This is a genomic window from Streptomyces sp. NBC_01276, from assembly GCF_041435355.1.
GTDB lineage: Bacteria > Actinomycetota > Actinomycetes > Streptomycetales > Streptomycetaceae > Streptomyces.
Map to the genome: position 1 here is coordinate 7937180 of NZ_CP108442.1, position 18698 is coordinate 7955877.

Sequence of the window (18698 nt, forward strand, 5' to 3'; positions counted from 1 at the left end):
GTTCGAGGAGTTCTCGCTCATGCCCTGTCAATGTCGGGGCTCCAGGCTCCACTCGGCAGGAAAGGACGAGGGAAATGACCAAGTCAGGGCGCAGGTTCGGCATCACCGCGGTGGTGGCCGCGGTCGTGGCCGCGATGATCACTTTCACGGGACTGCAGGGAGCCAGCGCGCAGGACCAGGGGCGTCGCGGCTGGGACCACTTCGGGTTCGGGGTGCCGTGGGAGGGGTCTTACGGGTACTCGCAGGCGATCAGAGCCGGGGACACGGTCTACATCTCGGGCCAGCTGTCGCATGACGCGGCCGGGAACCTGGTGGGCGTCGGCGACTTCGAGAAGCAGGTGCGCACGTCGTTCGACAACCTGGACAAGGTGCTGGCGCACTACAAGATCCCGCGCAGCCAGATCGTCAGCATGAAGATCTACACCAAGGACCTGCGCAAGAACTTCGACACGGCCGCGCGGCTGCACAAGGAGTACAACGGCAACCACCGCACGACCGACACCATCCTCGGTGTCACGGACCTCGCGTTCCCCGATCAGCTGGTGGAGATCGAGGCCGTCGCCCTGGTGTCGCCGCGCTCCTGACCCAGCGGGCCGCGCGGCGGTAGCCGCGCGGCCGCTGTGCGGCCCGCCGGGCGCGTACACACCGGCGGGCGTCCTGTGAAGTCCAGGGCCTACGATCGGTCGCCGGGGGTGGCGCGCGATGGGGCTGTGGCGCAGGCGGAGGAACCGGGCGACCGCCGAGACGGAACCCGGGACGGAACGGGCACGACCGCAGGCGCCGGAGCGGGACCCGGAGCCGGGAGCGGATCCGTGGCAGGACTGGCTGAGCCGTTCGTCCGGGGCGCTCGCCGTCCGGCAGTGCTGGGCGGACGCCGCCGAGCAGACCGCTCGGCTGGGCGAGGACGGCTACCGCGAGCGCCTGGGCGAGCTGCTGTCCCGACTGTCGCCCCGCGACTTCGCGGCCCTGGGCCTCGGTTGCACCCGCCGGATCGACCGCCCCTGCCGAGAGCCGCGGACCTGCGCGCAGGACCCCGTCCCGCCGCCCGCCGGCGAGCGGCCGGTTCCGCGCGAAGGCCCGGTGGCCGGCGCCTGCAGCGGCTTCTGGGACTGCTACACCCGGTTCGGGGTGCGGGCCGCTTTCACCGCCGACGACCGCCACCGGGCGGTGACCGTCCAGGGGCGGTGGTCCGGGGTGATGCTGTGGGTGGACGGGATCCGGGTGGAAGCACCGAACTTCCTCGACGACACCGGCTACTGGGTGGACGACCGCTTCTACGTCACGGAGACGGCCGCCCCGGACGACCACCCCCTTCAGGGGCACGTCGGCATGGGTGAGATCGCGGTGCTCTCGCTGGTGATCCACGACGTCACCACGGCCACCACCCACATCGTGGACCCCGAACCGCACGAGAACTGGTCCTGCCCGGTCGCGGTGCTCCGCGCGGGGGAGTGGCGCCTCTACCCGACCCTGGAGGCCCACGACGGCGACCGCCCCGACCGCACCCTCACCCTCCCGTGACGAGTCCGCGTCCGGCCGGTCAACGGGCGCTCGCGACCGGACGTACGACGATCTCGTTGACGTCGACCTCCGGGGGCTGGGCCAGGGCGTACGCGATGGCCCCCGCGATCGCCGAGGCGGGCAGCGCCACGGCGCGGTAGGCCTTCATCGCCTCCCGGGCCACCGGATCGCCGATGGTGTCGGCGAGCTCGGACTCGGTGACGCCCGGGGACACGAGGGTGACCCGGATGCCGCCGGCGGATTCCTGGCGCAGGCCTTCGGAGATGGCGCGGACGGCGAACTTGGTGGCGCAGTAGACGGCGGCGGTGGGCGAGACCTCGTAGGCCCCCACGGAGGCGATGTTCACGATGTGCCCGCCGCCCTGGGCGCGCATCGGGGGGAGGGCGGCGGCGATGCCGTGCAGGACGCCCCGGACGTTCACGTCGAGCATGCGGTCCCACTCGTCCGTCCGCAGGGCGTCGAGCGGAGAAAGCGGCATCAGGCCCGCGTTGTTGACCAGTGCGTCGAGGCGGCCGTAGGCGCCGAGCGCCGCCTCGACGAAGGCGCGGGTGTCCTGCGCGTCCGTCACGTCCAGCCTGCGGAAGAAGGCCTCGCCGCCCGCCTCGGTGATCTCCGCTGTGATCCGTTCGAGCCGGTCGGTCCGGCGCGCGCCGAGCAGGACGCGGTACCCGTCCGCCGCCAGGCGGCGTGCGGTGGCTTCGCCGATGCCGCTGCTGGCGCCGGTGACGGCCACGGTCCGGGTGACTGCGGTGGTGTCGGTCATGTCTGTTCCTCCTGGGGGAAGTCCCGTACGGAGCCGCGGAGTCGAGAGGCCGACGGGCTCGTACGTTTTCGTGTTCCGGAGTCTGGTGCGGCGGCCGGGGCCGGGCCAGGACGGTCCGTGCCGGGGTACCGCGCACCCAGGTTCGCGGCCGGCGCCCGGTCTAGCCTGGGGAGATGAGCAGCAATGACCTCGGCGACTTCCTCCGGGCCCGCCGCGCACGACTGACGCCGGATGACGTCGGGCTGGCCTCCTACGGGCGCCGCCGGGTTGCGGGGCTGCGCCGGGAGGAGGTGGCGGTCCTGGCCGGAATGAACGCCGACTACTACACCCGTCTGGAACAGGGCCGCGAGCGCGGCCCCTCGCCGCAGATCCTCGACGCGATCGGCACGGCCCTGCGCCTGGACCGCGAGGGCCTCGCCCACCTGTACCGGCTGGCGGGCGGCGGGCCGCGGCGTGACCGGGCGCAGCCGAGGGAGACGGTCGCGCCCGCGCTGCGCCGGCTGCTGGACGGTTACGCGCACACCCCCGCGTTCGTCCTCAACCCCGCGTTGGACCTGCTGGCCGCCAACGGCCTGGCCGAGGCGCTCTTCTCGCCGTTCCGGGCTGCGGACAACCTCGCCTTCATGACCTTCCTCGATCCCGCGGGCCGCGCCTTCCACGCGCGGTGGCACCGGTCGGCCGGGGCGGTCGCCGCCGCCCTGCGCCGCGCGGCCGGCCTCGAACCGCACTACCCACGCCTGCGCGAGGTGCTGGACGTCCTGCTCGGGGCGAGCGAGGAGTTCGCCGCGCTCTGGTCCGCGCACACCGTCGGCGGAAAGACCCGCGAAGCCAAGGAGCTCGTCCATCCCGAGGTCGGCCCCCTCTCGCTCTCCTACCAGTCCTTCGACGTTCGCGGCGCACTGGGACAGCAGCTCGTGATCTACCACGCGGAACCGGGCAGCCCCGGCGACCGGGGCCTCGCCCTGCTCGGCAGCCTCCACGCCACTCGCCACACGCAGCCGCGAACCGGTACCGGAGCACGGTGATCAGAGCCGGAGATCCGGCGGCAGCGGGCGGCGAGAGCGATGTCTCGTCATATGCCAGATGTCTAGGCGTGTGTCGTATTCCTGCGCGTAACCATGTGTAGTGTTGCAGCTACACAAAGTGCCGCCCGGAAGGTTTCCATGTCCAGCATCCAGCCCCAGTACGTCGCGCTCGGTGACTCCTACAGCGCCGGCCAGTACATCGGCGGTGACGCCAACCTCGTCTGCGAACCGGTGGGCGGCGGCCTCGGCGGCCGGGACGGCGACTACACCGGCCGGTCGAAGGACAGCTATCCGCAGCAGCTGGCCCACACCGTCCTCTCCGGGCACGAGTTCATCGACGTCACCTGTGGCGGCGCGACGATCGACGACCGCGGGCTGGGGCTGGGAGGCATCCTCATCCCGCAGACGGTCTTCGGGGGCCCGCCCTACGTCCCGGTCGACGGCAGCGGCATGCCGCAGTTCACCCCCACCCCGCGCCCCGCTCAGATCGACGCGCTGAGCGCGGCCACCACCCTGGCCACCGTCGGCATCGGGGGCAACCAGTACAACCTCGGCCAGATCATCGCCACGTGCGCCACCCTGGGCGCGTCGTCCTTGGGCAGCCCCGGCACCGACTACTACCGCAACACCGCCGAGGGCCGGGCGGACCTCGCGCAGAAGGAAGACGACCTGCGCAGCGGCTTCGCGAAGATGATGCCGGAGCTGCGCGAGCGTGCCCCGCACGCCCGGTTCCTCTTCGTCGGCTACCCCACCCTGTTCCCGACCGCGGCCGGGCAGGGCACCTGCGACGGCGGTCTGGACGAGAACATCACGATCAAGAAGGGCGACATGCCCTTCATCCAGGAGCAGTTCGCCCTGGTCGACTCCGTCATCCGCGACGCGGCGCAGGCCCACGGGCACACCTACGTCGACATCGCCGAATCCAGCCGCGCCCACCACGTCTGCCGTGAAGGCGCCGAGAAGTGGATGTTCGGCCTCTACGGCCGCTACGAGTTCGACGACCGGCTCGACGGCTACAAGCCCGCCCGCTTCCCCGCCGGCAAGGACATGCCGCCCTTCACCCCCGGCTGGACGGCCTGGTTGCAGGGCCTGCTCGCCCACGGCGGTGGCATCTTCCGCGGCAACGAGACCCTGACCACGTTCCACCCCAACAAGCGCGGAGCCGACAACCAGACCGCCCAGGTCGCGGCCGCGCTGCGCAAGGCCGGCATCGTGCAGTGACACCCCTGTCCAGCCGGCCGCCGGGGAGTCCGGGGCGCCCGTGCGCCGGCTGACGGCTCCGGGCGGCCGACCTGCACGGCCACCCGGAGCCACGTCACCCTGACCCGCGTGGCCCGGCGCGGGTATTGGCCGGATGTCGGCGTCCGGCTTGGGCGCGTGGATCAGTGACCGTTAACCTCCCGCTCGTTGCTCAAGTCAACCAATGGGGACGGTATGGACGACGGTATGTACCACGGTATGGACGACACCACCGAACACTTCCACAGCCACGTGGAAGAGATTCTTGACGCCCTGGCGAAGGAACCGGGCCGTGAGGCCCTGGTACACCGGGACCGGCGCGTGAGCGCGGGTGAATTACGCGGCCTCGTCCACGGCATGGCACGTGCACTGCGCGCCCAGGGGGTGACACGCGGTCAGACGGTCACCCTCCTCGCAGGCAACCTTCCCGAGACGATCGCGGCCCGCTACGCCGCCGGGCTGCTCGGCTGCGCCGTGAACCACCTCTACGCAGGCCTTTCGGCCGATGTGCACGCCGACATCCTCCGGGACGTCGAGACCCGGGCACTGATAGTCGACCCCGCCCACCGCGAGCGCGCCGCGGACCTGGCCGGCCGGTTGCCGCTGGAACGGGTGCTGGTCCTCGGCGGAGGCGCAGGCGCAGGCGCGGGCCTTGACCTGGTGCGGCTCGCCGCCGAGGAATCCACCGAAGACCTGCCGGGCTCGGCGCAGCCACAGGACATCTGCACCATCCGCCACACCGGTGGGACCACCGGTCATCCCAAGGCCATCTGCACGACCTTCGGGCAATGGGTGTCCATCGGACCGGACTGGTCCGAGGAGGGGCAGGTCAGGGCTCTGGTGTGCACCACCCTCGCGCATGCCGCGGGCCTCATGGCGGACACCACCCTGCACCGCGGCGGCACCGTCGTCCTGCTGGACGGGTTCGAGGCCGGTGCCGTGCTCGGCGCCATCGAGCGCGAGCGCATCACCCACACGTTCCTGCTGCCGCCGCTGCTCTACCAGTTGATGGACCACCCCGACGTCGACCGCACCGACACCTCCAGCCTGCGCATGCTCACCTACGGGGGCTGCGCCTCCTCCCCGGCCCGTCTCGCGGCGGCGGTCCGGCGCTTCGGCCCCGTGCTCAACCAGTTCTACGGCCAGAACGAAGCGGGCGGGATCAGCATGCTCTCCCCCCAGGACCACGATCCGCTGCGCCCCGAACTGCTGCGAACCGCCGGGAAGATCATGGAAGGCGTCGAGGTCACCGTCCGTGACGCCGACGGACGGCACCTGCCCGCCGGCGAACACGGCGAGATCTGCGTACGTTCCCCCCACGTGATGCAGGGCTACTGGAAGCAGCCCGAGCTCACCGCGGAGGTACTGCGGGACGGCTGGCTGCACACCGGTGACATCGGGTTCGTCGACCCGGACGGCTACATCACGATCGTGGACCGGCTGAAGGACATGATCGTGGTGGTGGGAGGCCACGTGTACACGGTGGAACTGGAGGACGTGCTGAACTCCCACCCGCAGGTCCTGCAGAGCGCGGTGCTCGGAGTCCCCGACGCCAACCTCATGGAGCGAGTCCACGCGGTCGTCGTCCGCGCGCCGGGCGCCGACGTCGGCGAAGAGGAGCTGCGCGCCATGGTGCGGGAGCGGAAGGGCGCCATGTACGAGCCCGCGAGCTTCGCCTTCGTCGACGCGCTGCCCCTGACCGACGCGGGCAAGCCGGACAAGAAGCTGCTCCGCAGCCGGGCGGTCGAGCCGGCCCCGTCTCCCTGACCGTGACCTGCGGCCCCCTCCACTCGCGGTCGGTGACGTACCCGCCCGATCGGGCCCTCCTCTAGGGTCGGCGTCATGAACACGCAGAACCCGACACTTGAGTCACTCCTTTCGCAGCTCGCCCGGCGAGATGCCGTGTGGCAGGTCGAGAAGGACCTGAAGGCGCTCGGATCCGAAGGGATCGGCGGCCTGTTGGAGATACGGCGCAGCGGGCCGGGCGCCTTGCGCCGCCATGCGCTGCACGCGCTGGCGTTGACCGGTGCCGGGGACGAGCTGAGCGACCGGGACCGGCGGGCGCTGGAGCGTCTGGTCCGGATCAAGCTGCCGACCGACCGGCCGCTGGACCACCACTGCCCGTACGTGTGGATCGCCGTGCCGGCGGCTGCGTACGAGGGTGTCTTCGACGCCCTGGGGCTCCACGACCGCATCCCCGCGACCATGGCCATGGGGATGTCGGCGGTGGAGCACGACACGGCCGTGACGACCGGCCCCGACGGCGAGGAGACGACCGTCCGCCGGGCATTCGTCACGCCCGAGTTCGACGGTTGGCGGATGGTGTTCGGCGGCCCGGTGGCCGGCTGCGCCGAGGAGGAGGTACTGGCCCGGGTCAGCGCGCACTGCGGGCAGGCCCACTTCTACTTCCGCGACGCCTACGACGACCAGCACGGCTGGGCCATCGCCGAGCAGGGCCGGGTCATCCGCTCGTACCAGACCTACCGCGAGCCGGCATGGACGGGCGACCCGCTGCCCTGGGAGACCCCCCAGACGGAAGACGAGTACTGGGAACCCGGCCTGTACGAACCGAACGCCTCCTGCGAGGCGAACGCCAACGCAGTGGCGGAAACGGTGACCGTCGACCCGGAGGAGATCGACGAGAACACCCCCATGAGCGGTCACGGCTGGCTGGCCGTCACCGCTCCCGGCGTCGGGAACGGGCCGTTCCCCGGAGCCCTGGAGATCTGACACCCGCCCGGCACCCTGCCGGGCGGACGCCGCGCCCCGGCGGTCTCCCACCGGGCCGCCGGGGCTCAGTCGGCCTGGACCGTGACCGTGCGGCCCGGGGCGACGAGCGGGGTCACGTAGGTGTACGTCACTCCGTCGATCACCTTGGTACGGGCCGGGCGGGCCACCCCGTTGACCTTCAGCGTGGGGTAGGTGCCGGGGAATCGGGCCTCCCAGGTGTAGGAGGAACGGCCCGAGGTGTGCGTGAGCGAGGAACGGGTCGCCCCGTCGTGGCGCAGCGAGAAGGCCGAGTCGCCGATCCGCAGGTCGTCGATCTGCAGCCAGTCCATCCCCGAGGGCAGCCGGGACTGGGTGCTCAGGGAGTGCGCGGGCGCGTCGGGGGAGACTCCCAGCAGCCCTTCGACGGTCTGGCCGAGCAGGGTGAAGGAGACCTCGGGATAGTCCCCGTTGGTGCCCTGCTTGGTGTTGACGTGCTGGATGTCCTTGTGGTCGTAGACGTCCTTCATCCACTTCCAGCCGGTGTCCGCCCGGTTGTTGCGGAAGAAGGTGTCCGGCAGGTAGGTGAGGGCCTCGATGTTGTCGGGGCGGCCCGGGCCCGAGGCCTGCTGGTCGATGTAGTCGAGGTAGGCCTCCCGGCGCGGACCCGGGTCGAGGATCTGCTTCATCGGCATGAACCAGCTGTTCTCCTTGCCCCAGCCGGTCAGGGCGCGCCCGTCCGTGGTGTAGCCGCGCACCATGTCCGCACCCGAGCCGGTCCCGCTCCAGGTCGAGTTGAAGTACGCCTTCAGGTCCCGGGCCTTGGCCCCGTAGCGGTCGGCGAGCGCGACGTCCCCCTTGGAGCGGGCGAGCGAGGCCATCGCCAGGTAGGCCTGGTACTGGGAGCCGATCGCGTCGCCGGCCTCGGCGAGCGGCTCGCCGCTCTGCTCGTTGTAGCTGGCGGTGCCCTGGAAGATGCCCTGGCCGGTGCCCTCGGCCACCTTGACGGTCCCGTTGTCCTTGAGCCCGTCGTGCAGGGTGACGAACTCGTCGGTGGCGTGCCGGTAGAAGTTCCACAGGACCGGATCGTCGACGTAGGAGCGGTCGCCGCTCCAGCGGTACGCCTCCTCGGACTTCTGCACCAGCTCGAAGGTGGCGGGCACCTCGCGGACGAAGTTCACCGGGCTCCTGTAGTCGATCGACAGGTAGGTCTTCGCATCGAAGTTCAGGGCCCAGGCCGGGTAGTACTTGTGCTCGGGAGTGGCGGAGGCGGCGAAGGAGCGGAGCATCGTCCGGTTCTCGGCGTTCAGGGCGAGCACCCCGGCGCCCGCCAGTTGGTGGGCCGTGTCGCGCGAGTAGTAGCCGCTGCGGTTGGCGTAGCCGGCCCAGTAGGAGGCGGCGTAGGCGCCGGTGCCGCTGCCGCCGGTGTGGTTCTCGTCGACGTTGAGCGGGCCCTGGGTGCCCGGCAGCTGTACCCAGCTGTTGGCCTTCCGCTTGGACCAGTCGAACATCTCGACGATCTTGGGGTCGGAGGAGCTGATCTTCGGGTCCGCGGGGGAGGCGGGCGAGAGCATGACGTCGTCGGCGTTGACCCAGCCGTCCCCCGACTCGAAGGCGATCTCCAGCGTGTCGCCGGGGGCGAGGGCGATCCGGCTCAGGGTGTAGCGCCGGTAGTTCGTGGCGCTCGGCAGGGTCAGCGCGGCGGCCACCGTGCCGTTGACGCGGGCGACGTAGCGGCCGTTCGGCCCGCCGGTCGCGATCCAGGCGGATATGTCGTACGTCCCCCGGCCGGTGGCCGTCACGGTCTGGGACACCTTCATCGCGGGTCCGGCGTCCAGGTAGGCGAGGCGGGCCGCGCCGTGCGGATAGTTCGTGGCGACTCCGGTCCCGGCGGTGAACTGCCACCCCGCAGCGCCCTGTTCGAAGCCGGGGTTGACGACGGGGAGCGGGGCGGGCGCGAGCGGTACGGACCGCCCCGCGGCCGGGCCCGCCGCCGAGGCCTGGCCCCCGAGGGCGAGCGGGGTGAGCGGGAGGAGCAGGGCGAGGGCGGACAGGAGTGACACACGGGAACGCGTCATCGGGTTCTCCCGGGTTGTGGCGGGGCGGCCGGTCTGCACGGCGCGGGGCGGGCGGCACGCTAGCAACCTCCACTGAGGGTCTGCAATGAACTTGTCAGAATTCACTGCCGGATCGAACTGAAAGATTTCAGTGAAGTCTTGCAAGCGTGGAGGCGTCTCGTTACAGTCCTGCCCCATCGGCTTTCGTGACGGTGCGAGCAAGGGGTGGGTCAGGTATGGAACTGGAACGTCGGAGAGTGCTGCGGATGGGCGGCGCGGTCGCCGCGGGGGCCGGGCTCACCGCCCTGACGGCCTGCTCCGGAACGGGCGCCACGGGTCAGGAGGGGGCCGCCGGGGACAAGGACAAGGGGAAGATCTCGGTGTGGTCCTGGCAGGGGCCCGCCGCCGAAATGAAGGCCCTCGTCCCCGAGTTCAACAAGAAGTACCCCGGGATCGAGGTGACGGTCGAGGACATCGGCAACCCGGCGATCTGGGACAAGATCACCACCGGGCTCGCCGCCAACGGCCAGGGCCTCGCCGACGTCCTGCACATCGGTGTCGACTACCTGCCGGGCTACGTGGAGAAGTTCCCCGGCGGCCTCGCCGACCTCGGCCCGCTGGGCGCGAACGCCTACCGGGACGCCTTCGCACAGGGCATGTGGCAGACGGTTTCCCCCGACGGCAAGCGCGTCAACGCCCTGCCCTGGGAAGCGAACTCGGCGGGCTTCTACTACCGCGCCGACCTCTTCGAGAAGGCCGGGGTGGACGCGGAGGCCCTCCAGACCTGGGAGGAGACCATCGAAGCCGGCAAGGAGATCAAGCAGAAGACCGGCGCTCACCTGCTGGGCATCGACAAGCCCGCCTCACAGGCCGACGCCGCCAACTTCTTCCAGATGCTGCTCCAACTCCAGGGTGCCTTCTACTTCAGCCTCTCCGGCGAGATCACGCTCGACTCCCCGGAAGCCGTGAAGGCCATGACCCTCATCAAGACGATGAACGACGCCGGCCTGGTCAGCGATCTCGCGGGCGGCTGGAACGCCCTGATGAGCTCCCTGAAGCAGGGGACCGCGGCCGTCCTGCCCATGCCCACCTGGTTCGGCGGCATCATCCAGGAACAGGTCCCCGAGGAAGCGGGGAAGTGGAAGGTCAGGCTTCCCCCGGCCGTACGCCGGGGCGGCTCCAGCGCGGCCACCGTCAACTCCACCCACCTCGCCGTCGCGGGCGCGAGCAAACACCAGGCGGCGGCCTGGTCCTTCGTCGAGTTCGTCCTCACCCGCCCGGCCTCCCAGGTGCAGATCTACAAGGGCAAGGGCATCGCCCCCGCCCTGATGAAGGCGTACGACGACGCGGTCTTCCACGAGCCGTCCCCCTACTTCAGCGGTCAGAGGAAGGGCGAGGTCTTCCTGGAGGCCCTCAAGGCCCCCTCGCCCGCCTTCAACTACACCGCCGATTACGCCCGTGCCCTCAAGCTGGTCACCGATGCCCAGTCCAAGGTGCTGCTGGGCGGCGCCGACCCGGCGAAGGTGCTCAAGGACGCCGCCGACCAGCTGGGCCGGCAGACCGGGCGCAAGGTCCGCCGATGACCGCCACGCTCACCGGCGGCAAACCCCGGGCCGTCGCCTCCCGGGGGCCGGCCCCCCGGTCCCGGCCCCGTCGGCGCGTGGCGCCGTACCTCTTCGTCCTGCCCGCGCTGCTCCTCTTCGCCGTCTTCAAGATCTACCCCATCGGCCGGTCCTTCGTGATCAGCCTGCACAAGACCGTCGGCGGGTCCGAGCGGTTCGTCGGCGCCGACAACTACACGCGCCTGATGGGCGATCCGCTGTTCTGGACCGCCCTGAAGAACACCGCGGTGATCCTCGTCGTCCAGGTGCCCGTCATGCTGGCCCTCGCCACCGGGCTCGCCGTGGCCCTGAACTCCACCCTGCTGCGCGGCCGCGCGCTCTTCCGGCTGGGCTTCTTCCTGCCCATGATCACCGGCCTGGTCGCCTACGGGATCGTCTTCTCCGTCCTGCTGGGCAAGGACTACGGGCTCGTCAACTGGCTGCTGGGGCTCGCGGGTCTGGACCCGGTGCCGTGGCTGACCGACCCCCTGTGGGCGAAGGTCTCCCTCGGCCTCGCGCTCACCTGGCACTACACCGGGTACAACGCGGTGATCCTGCTCGCCCGCCTGCAGACCGTGCCCGCCGAGCTGTACGACGCGGCGGCCGTGGACGGAGCCGGTGCCTGGACCTCCTTCCGCCACGTCACCCTGCCGGGCCTGCGCCCCGCGCTGCTGCTCACGACGGTGCTCTCCACCATCGGCACCCTGCAGATCTTCGACGAGCCGTACGTGCTCACCGGGGGCGGCCCGGACAACGCCACCCTGACCATCGGCGTGTACCTGTACCAGAACGCCTTCAAGTACTTCGACTTCGGATACGCGTCCGCCATCGCCTACGCCCTGGCCGTCCTCATCGGCATTCTCGGCGTGATCCAGTTCCGCTTCCTGGGGGACAAGTCATGACGCCCGCCCGCCACCGCGGCAGGAGCATCCTGCTCACCTCCGGACTCGCCATCGTCCTCGCCGCCGTCCTGATCCCCTTCTACTGGCTCGTGGTCGCCGCCACGCACAGCTCGGCGGAGATCTTCGACAGTCCGCCGCCGCTGCTGCCCGGCGGCCACCTGGCGGCCAACCTCCACACCCTCCAGGACACCGCGCAGTTCGGCCGGGTGGTCCTCAACTCCCTGTTCATCGCGGTGATCTACACCCTGTGCGCGGGAGCCGTCTGCACCCTGGCCGGCTACGGCTTCGCCAAGTACCGCTTCCGGGGCCGTGAGGCTCTGTTCGGACTGCTCATGCTCGGGCTCGTGGTCCCCGCCCAGGTCACCCTCGTACCGCTCTTCCAGATGATGGCCGGGCTCCGGTGGCTGGGCACCTACCAGGCCGTGATCATGCCCAACCTGGCCCTGCCCTTCGGCATCTTCCTGATGCGCCAGTCGATGGCCGCGCTCCCCGACGAACTGCTCGACTCGGGGCGCATGGACGGCTGCGGCGAACTGCGACTGTTCCGGAAGGTGGTGCTCCCGCCCATGAAGCCGGCACTGGCCGCCCTGGCGATCTTCCTCTTCCTCTACCAGTGGAACGACTTCATCTGGCCGCTGATCGTCCTGCGCGACGGCGCCACGTTCACCGTCCCCGTCGCCCTGGCCTCCCTGCAGGGCCTCGACGAAACCGACTACGGCGCGATCCTCGCCGGAACGGCCGCCGCGGCCATCCCCATGGCCCTCGTGTTCCTGGCGCTGCAGCGCCACTTCGTGTCCGGCCTGCTCGCCGGCGCCGTGAAGGAGTGACCGTGCACACCACCACCGCCTCGTCGGACGGCTCCGGGGCCGTGACCACCGCGGGGCTGACGCCCGCCCGGGGCGAGCCGCTGCTCGACGGGGTCTCGCTCGCCGTCCTCGCCCACGCTCCGGGCACCGATCCCCGCTGGACCCTCGGTGAACTCTCCGGGGGGCTGCGCGTACTGGAGGTGCGGGCCGACGGCGCCCCCGTCGAGCTCCGCTTCTCCGTGCCCCTCGGTGACGCCGCCGGATACTGGCACCCGCAGGGCGGCTGGCAGCGCACCCTCCTCGCCGACTGGGAGGGCCGGTCCCGGGTCTCGCTGGTCGACGGACATGCCGCCGGATGCCTCTACGACCACACCGGCGCCACCCTGCTCACCTTCGCCGCCGCCGACCCGGTGCCCGAGGCGGCCCTGCGCTTCGGGGTCTCGGAGGAGAACGACACCCACGTCGTCCACCTCCACCTGCCCGCCTCGGCGCGGGCCCACCGGATCCTGCTCGTCCCGCGATCGCCCTCGGTGGCGCGGGCCATGCGGACCCTGCGTGCCTGGTTCGGCGCCGGGACCGCGACGGCGGTGGTGCCCGACGCGGCCCGCACGCCCGTCTACTCCACCTGGTACGCCTTCAACCAGGACGTCGACGCCGCCGCCGTCGAAACCCAGGCCGCACTGGCCTCCGCACTCGGCTGCGGAGCGCTGATCCTCGACGACGGCTGGCAGGAGCTGGGCCACGGGCGCGGCTACGCCGGCTGCGGGGACTGGGAGCCCGACCGGGCCAAGTTCCCCGACTTCGCGGGGCACGTCGCCCGGGTCCGCGATCAGGGACTGAGCTACCTGGCCTGGGTCGCGCCCCTGCTCCTCGGCCCCGAGGCCGCCTGCCACCGCCGCTGGGAGGCCTGCGCGCCCGCCCCGGCCACCGTCCCCGGCGCGCACGTGCTCGACCCCCGCCGCCCCGAGGTGCGCGCGCACGTGGTCGGCCTCTGCGCCCGGCTGGTCGACGCGTACGGGCTCGACGGACTGAAGCTCGACTTCCTCGACCAGGCCATGGTGTACGCGGGCGACGGCGCCGGGGACGTCGGACAGGCCATGGTGACCCTGCTGACGGAACTGCGCGCGGTCCTGGAATCCGTACGCCCGGGGGTGCTCCTGGAACTGCGCCAGCCCTACACGGGGCCCGGCATGGCCCCCTTCGGCAACATGCTGCGCTCCTTCGACTGCCCGGCGGACGCGACCGCGAACCGGGTCCGCACCCTCGACACGTCACTGCTCGCCGTCGGCGGAGCCGTCCACTCCGACATGCTCCTGTGGTCGGCCGACGCGCCCGTGACGACGGTGGCCCGGCAGCTGATCGGGGCCCTGCACTCGGTGCCGCAGATCTCCGTACGGCTGGACCGGGTGCCCGCGGCGCACCGGGAGGCGATCGGCTTCTGGCTGGCGCAGTGGCGGGGCCACCGCGAGCTGCTGCTGGACGGGGACGTGGAACCGGGCCGGCCCGACGAGCTGTACCCGCTGGTGCGGGTGAGCGCCGGGGACCACTGCCTGCTGAGCGTCCACGGCGACCGGGTCGTCCCGCTGGACCTCTCCGCGTACCGCCACTTCTGCGTGGTCAACGGCTCGGACCGGGACCGGGTGATGGTCGAGGTGACGGGCGGCGGGGGCCGGGTCCAGGGCGTGGTCCACGGGCCGGACGGCCGTATCATGGACGATCCGCCGACGTACCTGCCGGAGGGAGCGCACTCGCTCTCCGTGCCGCGCGGCGGCATGGCATCGCTCACGATCACGGAAGGACCGCGATGAAGGTCGGGATCACCGAGGTCGCAGCCCGCGCCCAGGTCAGTGAGGCCACCGTCAGCCGGGTGATCAACCGGCGCCAGGGCGTGTCGAAGAAGACCCGGGACGCGGTCGAGCAGGCCATGACGGAGCTCGGCTACGAACGGCAGGTCCAGGGCCAACTGGTCGCGGTGATCACCGAGTTCGTCTCCAACCCGTTCTTCGCCGATGTCGCCGAGCGCATCGAGTCGGCCCTCGCCCCGCACGGGCTCAAGACGATCCTGTGCCCCGCCTTCCCGGGCGGGGTGCAGGAGCGGGACTTCATCTCCGCGCTCGTGGACAAGGGAGTCGCGGCCGTGGTCTTCCTGTCCGCGTCCAACACCGTCGACGGCGCCGACACCGAGACGTACGAACTGCTGCGCCAGCGCCGGGTCCCCTACGTGGGGATCAACGGCGAGTTCGCGGACGGGGTGCCCACCCCGGTCTTCTCCACCGACGACGCGCTCGCCGCCGAACTGGCCGTCGACCACCTCCACCGACTGGGCCACCGCAGGATCGGGATGGCCTCGGGCCCGGCCGGCAACCAGCCCGCCGACCGGCGGGTGCGGGGTTTCGTGGAGGCCATGGCCAAGCGGGGCATCGAGGAGCCGGAGCGCTGGGTGATCCGGCAGTCCTACACGGTGGAGGGCGGCCAGGCCGCCGTCGGCCCGCTGCTCGCCCTGGGCGCCACCGCGATCGTCGCGGCCAGCGACTACATGGCCCTCGGGGCGATCCGGGGCGTCCGCCGGCACGGGCGTTCGGTGCCCGGGGACGTATCGGTGGTGGGCTACGACGGCTCGGCCATCACCGAGTTCACGGATCCTCCCCTGACCACGGTGCGCCAGCCCGCCGACCGGCTGGCGCTGGAGGTGGGCCGCAGCGTACTGGCACTGGTGAGCAACCGGGACGTGCCGACGGGGGAGCTGCTGTTCGACCCCGAGCTGGTCATCCGGGCGACCACCGGGCCGGCGCCCGTGGAGCCCGTCCCCGGGGCCTGACGACCGGGAGAACCAGTCGGAAAGCAACAGGACCACATCGAGTGGTGTTGGTTTTTGTAGAATCATCAGCTCCACGCTGTTGATTTGATTTGAAATCTGTTTAGTCTTGGCGAGTGAAGAAGACTCTTGCGAAACTCGCGGACGGCCGCGAACTGATCTACTTCGACACCGACGAAGGCGCCGTGCGCGATGCGCCCGATCCGCGCCCGCTGGACCGGGTGAGCAGCCACCCCCAACTGAGGCGGGACGAGGCGACCGGTGACTGGATCACCATCGCCTCCCACCGGCAGGACCGCACGTACCACCCGCCCGCCGGCGAATGCCCGCTCTGCCCCTCACGGGACGGCCGGCTCAGCGAGATCCCGGCCGACGACTACGAGGTGGCCGTCTTCGAGAACCGCTTCCCCTCCCTGGCGGGCGGGGCCGGGCGCTGCGAGGTGGTGTGCTTCACCCCGGACCACGCGGCCGGATTCGCCGACCTCACGCCGGCCGCCGCCCGCCTGGTCCTGGACGCGTGGACCGACCGCACCGCGGAGCTCTCGGCCCTCCCGGAAGTCGAGCAGGTGTACTGCTTCGAGAACCGGGGGGCCGAGATCGGGGTGACCCTCGCCCACCCGCACGGCCAGATCTACGGCTTCCCGTTCGTCACACCGCGCACCGCCAAGATGACGGCCGCCGCGACCGCACACCGGGCCGCCACCGGACGCAACCTCTTCGAGGACCTGCTGGCGGGTGCCCGCGCCGCCACCGACCGGGTGGTGACGGCCGGGGAGCACTGGACCGCCTTCGTGCCCTACGCCGCCCGCTGGCCGTACGAGGTGCACCTCTACCCGCACCGCCGGGTCCCCGATCTGACCTGCCTCACCGAGGCCGAGCGGGCCGAGTTCCCGGAGCTCTACCTGGACCTGCTGCGCCGGTTCGACCGGCTGTTCCCCGTACCGGGGCGGCCGCAGGGGCCGGGCCCCACCCCGTACATCTCGGCCTGGCACCAGGCCCCCCGCACCGGGGGGGAGGAACTGGCCCTGCATCTGGAGCTGTTCACCGTGCGGCGGACTCCCGACAAGCTCAAGTTCCTCGCCGGGACGGAGTCCGGGACGGAAGCCTTCATCAATGACGTGGCCCCCGAGGAGGCCGCGCGGCGACTGCGGGAGGCCCTGGCGTGAACCGGACGGCTCAGTGGGACGACGACAGCCGGGCCGACGGCGTCGCGGACGTCTTCGCGCGGCTCTTCGCAGGGCCCCCGGACGGGGTCTGGGCGGCGCCGGGGCGGGTGAACCTGATCGGTGAACACACCGACTACAACGACGGGTTCGCCCTGCCCATCGCCCTCCCGCGGAACACCCTGCTCGCCGCCCGCGCGCGCACGGACGGGCGGCTGCGGCTGCACAGCGCGCAGGGGAAGGGCGGGATCACCGAACTCTCCGTGGACGGGCTGGCTCCGGGGTCGGTGACGGGCTGGGCCGCGTACCCGGCCGGCGTGGTCTGGGCACTCGCCGAGGCGGGCCACACCGTCGGGGGAGCGGACCTGCACTTCGACAGCACGGTGCCCACCGGCGCCGGCCTCTCCTCCTCGGCGGCGCTGGAGTGCGTGGTCGCCGTCGCCTACGACGCGCTGTACGGGCTGGGCCTGCCCGGGCCCGAACTGGCCCGGATCGGCCAGCGCGCGGAGAACGCCTTCGCGGGTGTCCCCTGCGGGATCATGGACCAGATGGCCTCGGTCTGCTGCACCGCCGAGGCCGCCCTCCACCTCGACGCCCGTACCCCGCAGGACCACCGGCAGGTGCCCCTCGACCTCCGGGGCCAGGGGCTGGGGCTGCTGGTGATCGACACCCGGGTCTCCCACGACCTCGCCGACGGGGAGTACGCCGCCCTGCGGGCCGGCTGCGAACGCGCGGCCGCGCTGCTCGGGCTGCCCGCCCTGCGCGACGTGGACGCCGGAGAACTGCCGAAGGCCCTCAAGGCCCTGCCGGCGGAACTCGTGCCCCTGGTGCGCCACGTGGTGACCGAGAACGCCCGGGTCGCGGAGGCCGTCACCCGGCTGCGGGAGGGCGACGCGGCGGCCCTCGGCCCGATCCTCACCGCGGGCCACGCCTCGCTGCGCGACGACTACCGGGTCTCGTGCCCGGAGACCGACCTCGCCGTCACCGCCGCGCTGGAGGCCGGGGCGCTCGGGGCCCGGATGACGGGAGGGGGCTTCGGGGGCTCCGTCATCGCGCTGGTGGAGGCGGGGCGGGAGGACGCGGTGGGCGGGTCCGTCACGACCGCCTTCGGTGCGGCCGGCCACCGCCCCCCGCGCCTGTTCCCCGTCACCCCGGCGGCCGGCGCCCGCCGCCTCACGGCCGAGCGCGGGACGCGGTAGCCCGCCGGGTCAGGGGTCAGGGGGCAGGGGTCAGGGGGTGAAAGCGGCGCCGTCCAGGGTCCAATGGGGATCCTGGACGATGCCGAGCGCGGCGTACACGTGCGCGGCGACATCGGCGTGCCGGACGCCCGGCACGGTCGCGCCGGCGGGCAGACCGGGGCCGCACGCGGCCACCCACGCGGTGCGCTCCCGCTCGCTGCGACCTCCGTGGCCCCCCTCCTCGCGGTGGCCGTGGTCGGTCACGACGATGACCGTCCACTGCTCCCCGGCGTGGCCGGGGCGCCCGCGCACGGCCTTGACGATCCGTCCCAGGCGGCTGTCCGCGGTCTCGATCGACCGGCGGTACTCCTGACCGCAGCCGAGGAAATGGGCGGTCTCGTCGACGGCGCCGAGATAGACGAAGGAGGCGTGGAGTTCCTCTCCGGAGCCCAGTACGCGTGCCGCTTCGGCCGTCACTGTCTCGTCGGCCTCCTCCCAGGCCTGAGGGGTGTCCTCGCGGGGGGCGATGAAGCTCAGCCGGCTGGGGGCGGTGAAGAGCGGCCCGCCCTGCCGGGCGAGGAACAGGGGTGCCCAGCCGCCGACGGCGAAGGTGCGCCGCCCGTGTTCGAGGGCCAGGCGGGTGGTGAAGTCGGGGAAGACGTCGAGCCGGTTGCCGTCGAGACGGTTGCCCCACACCCCGTGTTTGGCGACGCCGACCCCGGTCACGATGGTGGTCCAGCACGGGCCGGACATGGTCGGCGTGGCGTCGTCGATCCCGACGGGCGCCAGGAAGCCCGCGCGGGCCACTTCGTCGAGGTGCGGTGTGTCCAGCTCCGGCAGCAGGTCGAGCCGTACGCCGTCGATGCCGACGACGAGGACGTGGCGGTTGTCCATATCGGTCCAGGGTGTCCGTGGGTGGGCG

16 protein-coding genes are annotated in these 18698 nt (G+C 71.8%); 13 read left to right on the top strand and 3 right to left on the bottom strand.

Going from position 1 to position 18698, the window contains the following annotated elements; translation table 11 throughout:
* Positions 1 to 74: 74 nt before the first annotated feature.
* A complete protein-coding gene (locus OG295_RS35635) occupies positions 75 to 584 on the top strand; it encodes a RidA family protein (RefSeq protein WP_266844560.1) in 510 nt (169 codons plus the stop codon).
* 118 nt (positions 585 to 702) lie between these two features.
* Positions 703 to 1521 (top strand): hypothetical protein, encoded by an 819-nt coding sequence (locus OG295_RS35640; RefSeq protein ID WP_371680798.1) that lies wholly within the window; start codon positions 703 to 705, stop codon positions 1519 to 1521.
* Positions 1522 to 1540: 19 nt separating this feature from the next.
* Here the strand turns inward: OG295_RS35640 and OG295_RS35645 are convergent, their stop codons facing one another.
* Complete coding sequence (locus OG295_RS35645) at positions 1541 to 2284, bottom strand: SDR family oxidoreductase (RefSeq protein WP_371680799.1); 744 nt, start codon at positions 2282 to 2284, stop codon at positions 1541 to 1543.
* A gap of 173 nt (positions 2285 to 2457) precedes the next feature.
* Between OG295_RS35645 and OG295_RS35650 the strand changes: the two genes are divergently transcribed.
* From OG295_RS35650 to OG295_RS35665, 4 genes are all read left to right on the top strand, one after another.
* Positions 2458 to 3309 (top strand): helix-turn-helix transcriptional regulator, encoded by an 852-nt coding sequence (locus OG295_RS35650; protein WP_371680800.1) that lies wholly within the window; start codon positions 2458 to 2460, stop codon positions 3307 to 3309.
* A 138-nt stretch (positions 3310 to 3447) separates the two neighbouring features.
* Positions 3448 to 4530 (top strand): SGNH/GDSL hydrolase family protein, encoded by a 1083-nt coding sequence (locus OG295_RS35655; protein WP_371680801.1) that lies wholly within the window; start codon positions 3448 to 3450, stop codon positions 4528 to 4530.
* 237 nt (positions 4531 to 4767) lie between these two features.
* Complete coding sequence (locus OG295_RS35660) at positions 4768 to 6315, top strand: AMP-binding protein (protein ID WP_371680802.1); 1548 nt, start codon at positions 4768 to 4770, stop codon at positions 6313 to 6315.
* 75 nt (positions 6316 to 6390) lie between these two features.
* The gene (locus OG295_RS35665; RefSeq protein ID WP_371680803.1) at positions 6391 to 7278 is read left to right on the top strand and encodes a hypothetical protein; all 888 of its coding nucleotides are present in this window, start codon (positions 6391 to 6393) and stop codon (positions 7276 to 7278) included.
* A 65-nt stretch (positions 7279 to 7343) separates the two neighbouring features.
* On the opposite strand, the gene OG295_RS35670 is transcribed toward OG295_RS35665, so the two are convergent.
* Positions 7344 to 9332 (bottom strand): hypothetical protein, encoded by a 1989-nt coding sequence (locus tag OG295_RS35670; RefSeq protein ID WP_371680804.1) that lies wholly within the window; start codon positions 9330 to 9332, stop codon positions 7344 to 7346.
* A gap of 215 nt (positions 9333 to 9547) precedes the next feature.
* On the opposite strand from OG295_RS35670, the gene OG295_RS35675 reads away from it, so the two are divergent.
* The 7 genes from OG295_RS35675 to galK all read left to right on the top strand — a co-directional run bounded on the left by OG295_RS35675 (position 9548) and on the right by galK (position 17797).
* On the top strand, positions 9548 to 10894 hold the full coding sequence (locus tag OG295_RS35675; RefSeq protein WP_371680805.1) for an ABC transporter substrate-binding protein: 1347 nt from the start codon (positions 9548 to 9550) through the stop codon (positions 10892 to 10894).
* On the top strand, positions 10891 to 11814 hold the full coding sequence (locus OG295_RS35680; protein WP_371680806.1) for a carbohydrate ABC transporter permease: 924 nt from the start codon (positions 10891 to 10893) through the stop codon (positions 11812 to 11814). Before OG295_RS35675 ends, OG295_RS35680 begins: the two co-directional genes overlap by 4 nt.
* Positions 11811 to 12641, top strand: a complete 831-nt coding sequence (locus OG295_RS35685; protein ID WP_371680807.1) for a carbohydrate ABC transporter permease — start codon at positions 11811 to 11813, stop codon at positions 12639 to 12641. Before OG295_RS35680 ends, OG295_RS35685 begins: the two co-directional genes overlap by 4 nt.
* A 2-nt stretch (positions 12642 to 12643) precedes the next feature.
* A complete protein-coding gene (locus OG295_RS35690) occupies positions 12644 to 14428 on the top strand; it encodes a glycoside hydrolase family 36 protein (RefSeq protein WP_371680808.1) in 1785 nt (594 codons plus the stop codon).
* Entirely contained in the window at positions 14425 to 15438 is a 1014-nt protein-coding gene (locus tag OG295_RS35695; protein ID WP_371680809.1) for a LacI family DNA-binding transcriptional regulator, read from the top strand. The genes OG295_RS35690 and OG295_RS35695 overlap by 4 nt, the downstream gene beginning before the upstream one ends.
* Before the next feature lie 113 nt (positions 15439 to 15551).
* Complete coding sequence (gene galT, locus OG295_RS35700; protein WP_371680810.1) at positions 15552 to 16601, top strand: galactose-1-phosphate uridylyltransferase; 1050 nt, start codon at positions 15552 to 15554, stop codon at positions 16599 to 16601.
* A complete protein-coding gene (galK, locus tag OG295_RS35705) occupies positions 16598 to 17797 on the top strand; it encodes a galactokinase (protein WP_371680811.1) in 1200 nt (399 codons plus the stop codon). The genes galT and galK overlap by 4 nt, the downstream gene beginning before the upstream one ends.
* A gap of 30 nt (positions 17798 to 17827) precedes the next feature.
* Here galK and OG295_RS35710 read toward each other — a convergent pair whose 3' ends face one another.
* Positions 17828 to 18670, bottom strand: a complete 843-nt coding sequence (locus tag OG295_RS35710) for an alkaline phosphatase family protein (RefSeq protein ID WP_371680812.1) — start codon at positions 18668 to 18670, stop codon at positions 17828 to 17830.
* Positions 18671 to 18698: the final 28 nt, after the last annotated feature.

What these genes read in the sequence shown, in the direction of transcription:
- OG295_RS35655 (WP_371680801.1), top strand. Translation starts at nt 3,448, where the DNA reads ATGTCCAGCATCCAGCCCCAGTACGTCGCGCTCGGTGACTCCTACAGC.
- OG295_RS35695 (WP_371680809.1), top strand. Translation starts at nt 14,425, where the DNA reads ATGAAGGTCGGGATCACCGAGGTCGCAGCCCGCGCCCAGGTCAGTGAG.
- OG295_RS35665 (WP_371680803.1), top strand. Translation starts at nt 6,391, where the DNA reads ATGAACACGCAGAACCCGACACTTGAGTCACTCCTTTCGCAGCTCGCC.
- OG295_RS35660 (WP_371680802.1), top strand. Translation starts at nt 4,768, where the DNA reads ATGGACGACACCACCGAACACTTCCACAGCCACGTGGAAGAGATTCTT.
- OG295_RS35675 (WP_371680805.1), top strand. Translation starts at nt 9,548, where the DNA reads ATGGAACTGGAACGTCGGAGAGTGCTGCGGATGGGCGGCGCGGTCGCC.
- OG295_RS35710 (WP_371680812.1), bottom strand. Translation starts at nt 18,670, where the DNA reads ATGGACAACCGCCACGTCCTCGTCGTCGGCATCGACGGCGTACGGCTC.
- OG295_RS35650 (WP_371680800.1), top strand. Translation starts at nt 2,458, where the DNA reads ATGAGCAGCAATGACCTCGGCGACTTCCTCCGGGCCCGCCGCGCACGA.
- OG295_RS35670 (WP_371680804.1), bottom strand. Translation starts at nt 9,332, where the DNA reads ATGACGCGTTCCCGTGTGTCACTCCTGTCCGCCCTCGCCCTGCTCCTC.
- OG295_RS35680 (WP_371680806.1), top strand. Translation starts at nt 10,891, where the DNA reads ATGACCGCCACGCTCACCGGCGGCAAACCCCGGGCCGTCGCCTCCCGG.
- OG295_RS35685 (WP_371680807.1), top strand. Translation starts at nt 11,811, where the DNA reads ATGACGCCCGCCCGCCACCGCGGCAGGAGCATCCTGCTCACCTCCGGA.
- OG295_RS35640 (WP_371680798.1), top strand. Translation starts at nt 703, where the DNA reads ATGGGGCTGTGGCGCAGGCGGAGGAACCGGGCGACCGCCGAGACGGAA.
- OG295_RS35635 (WP_266844560.1), top strand. Translation starts at nt 75, where the DNA reads ATGACCAAGTCAGGGCGCAGGTTCGGCATCACCGCGGTGGTGGCCGCG.
- OG295_RS35645 (WP_371680799.1), bottom strand. Translation starts at nt 2,284, where the DNA reads ATGACCGACACCACCGCAGTCACCCGGACCGTGGCCGTCACCGGCGCC.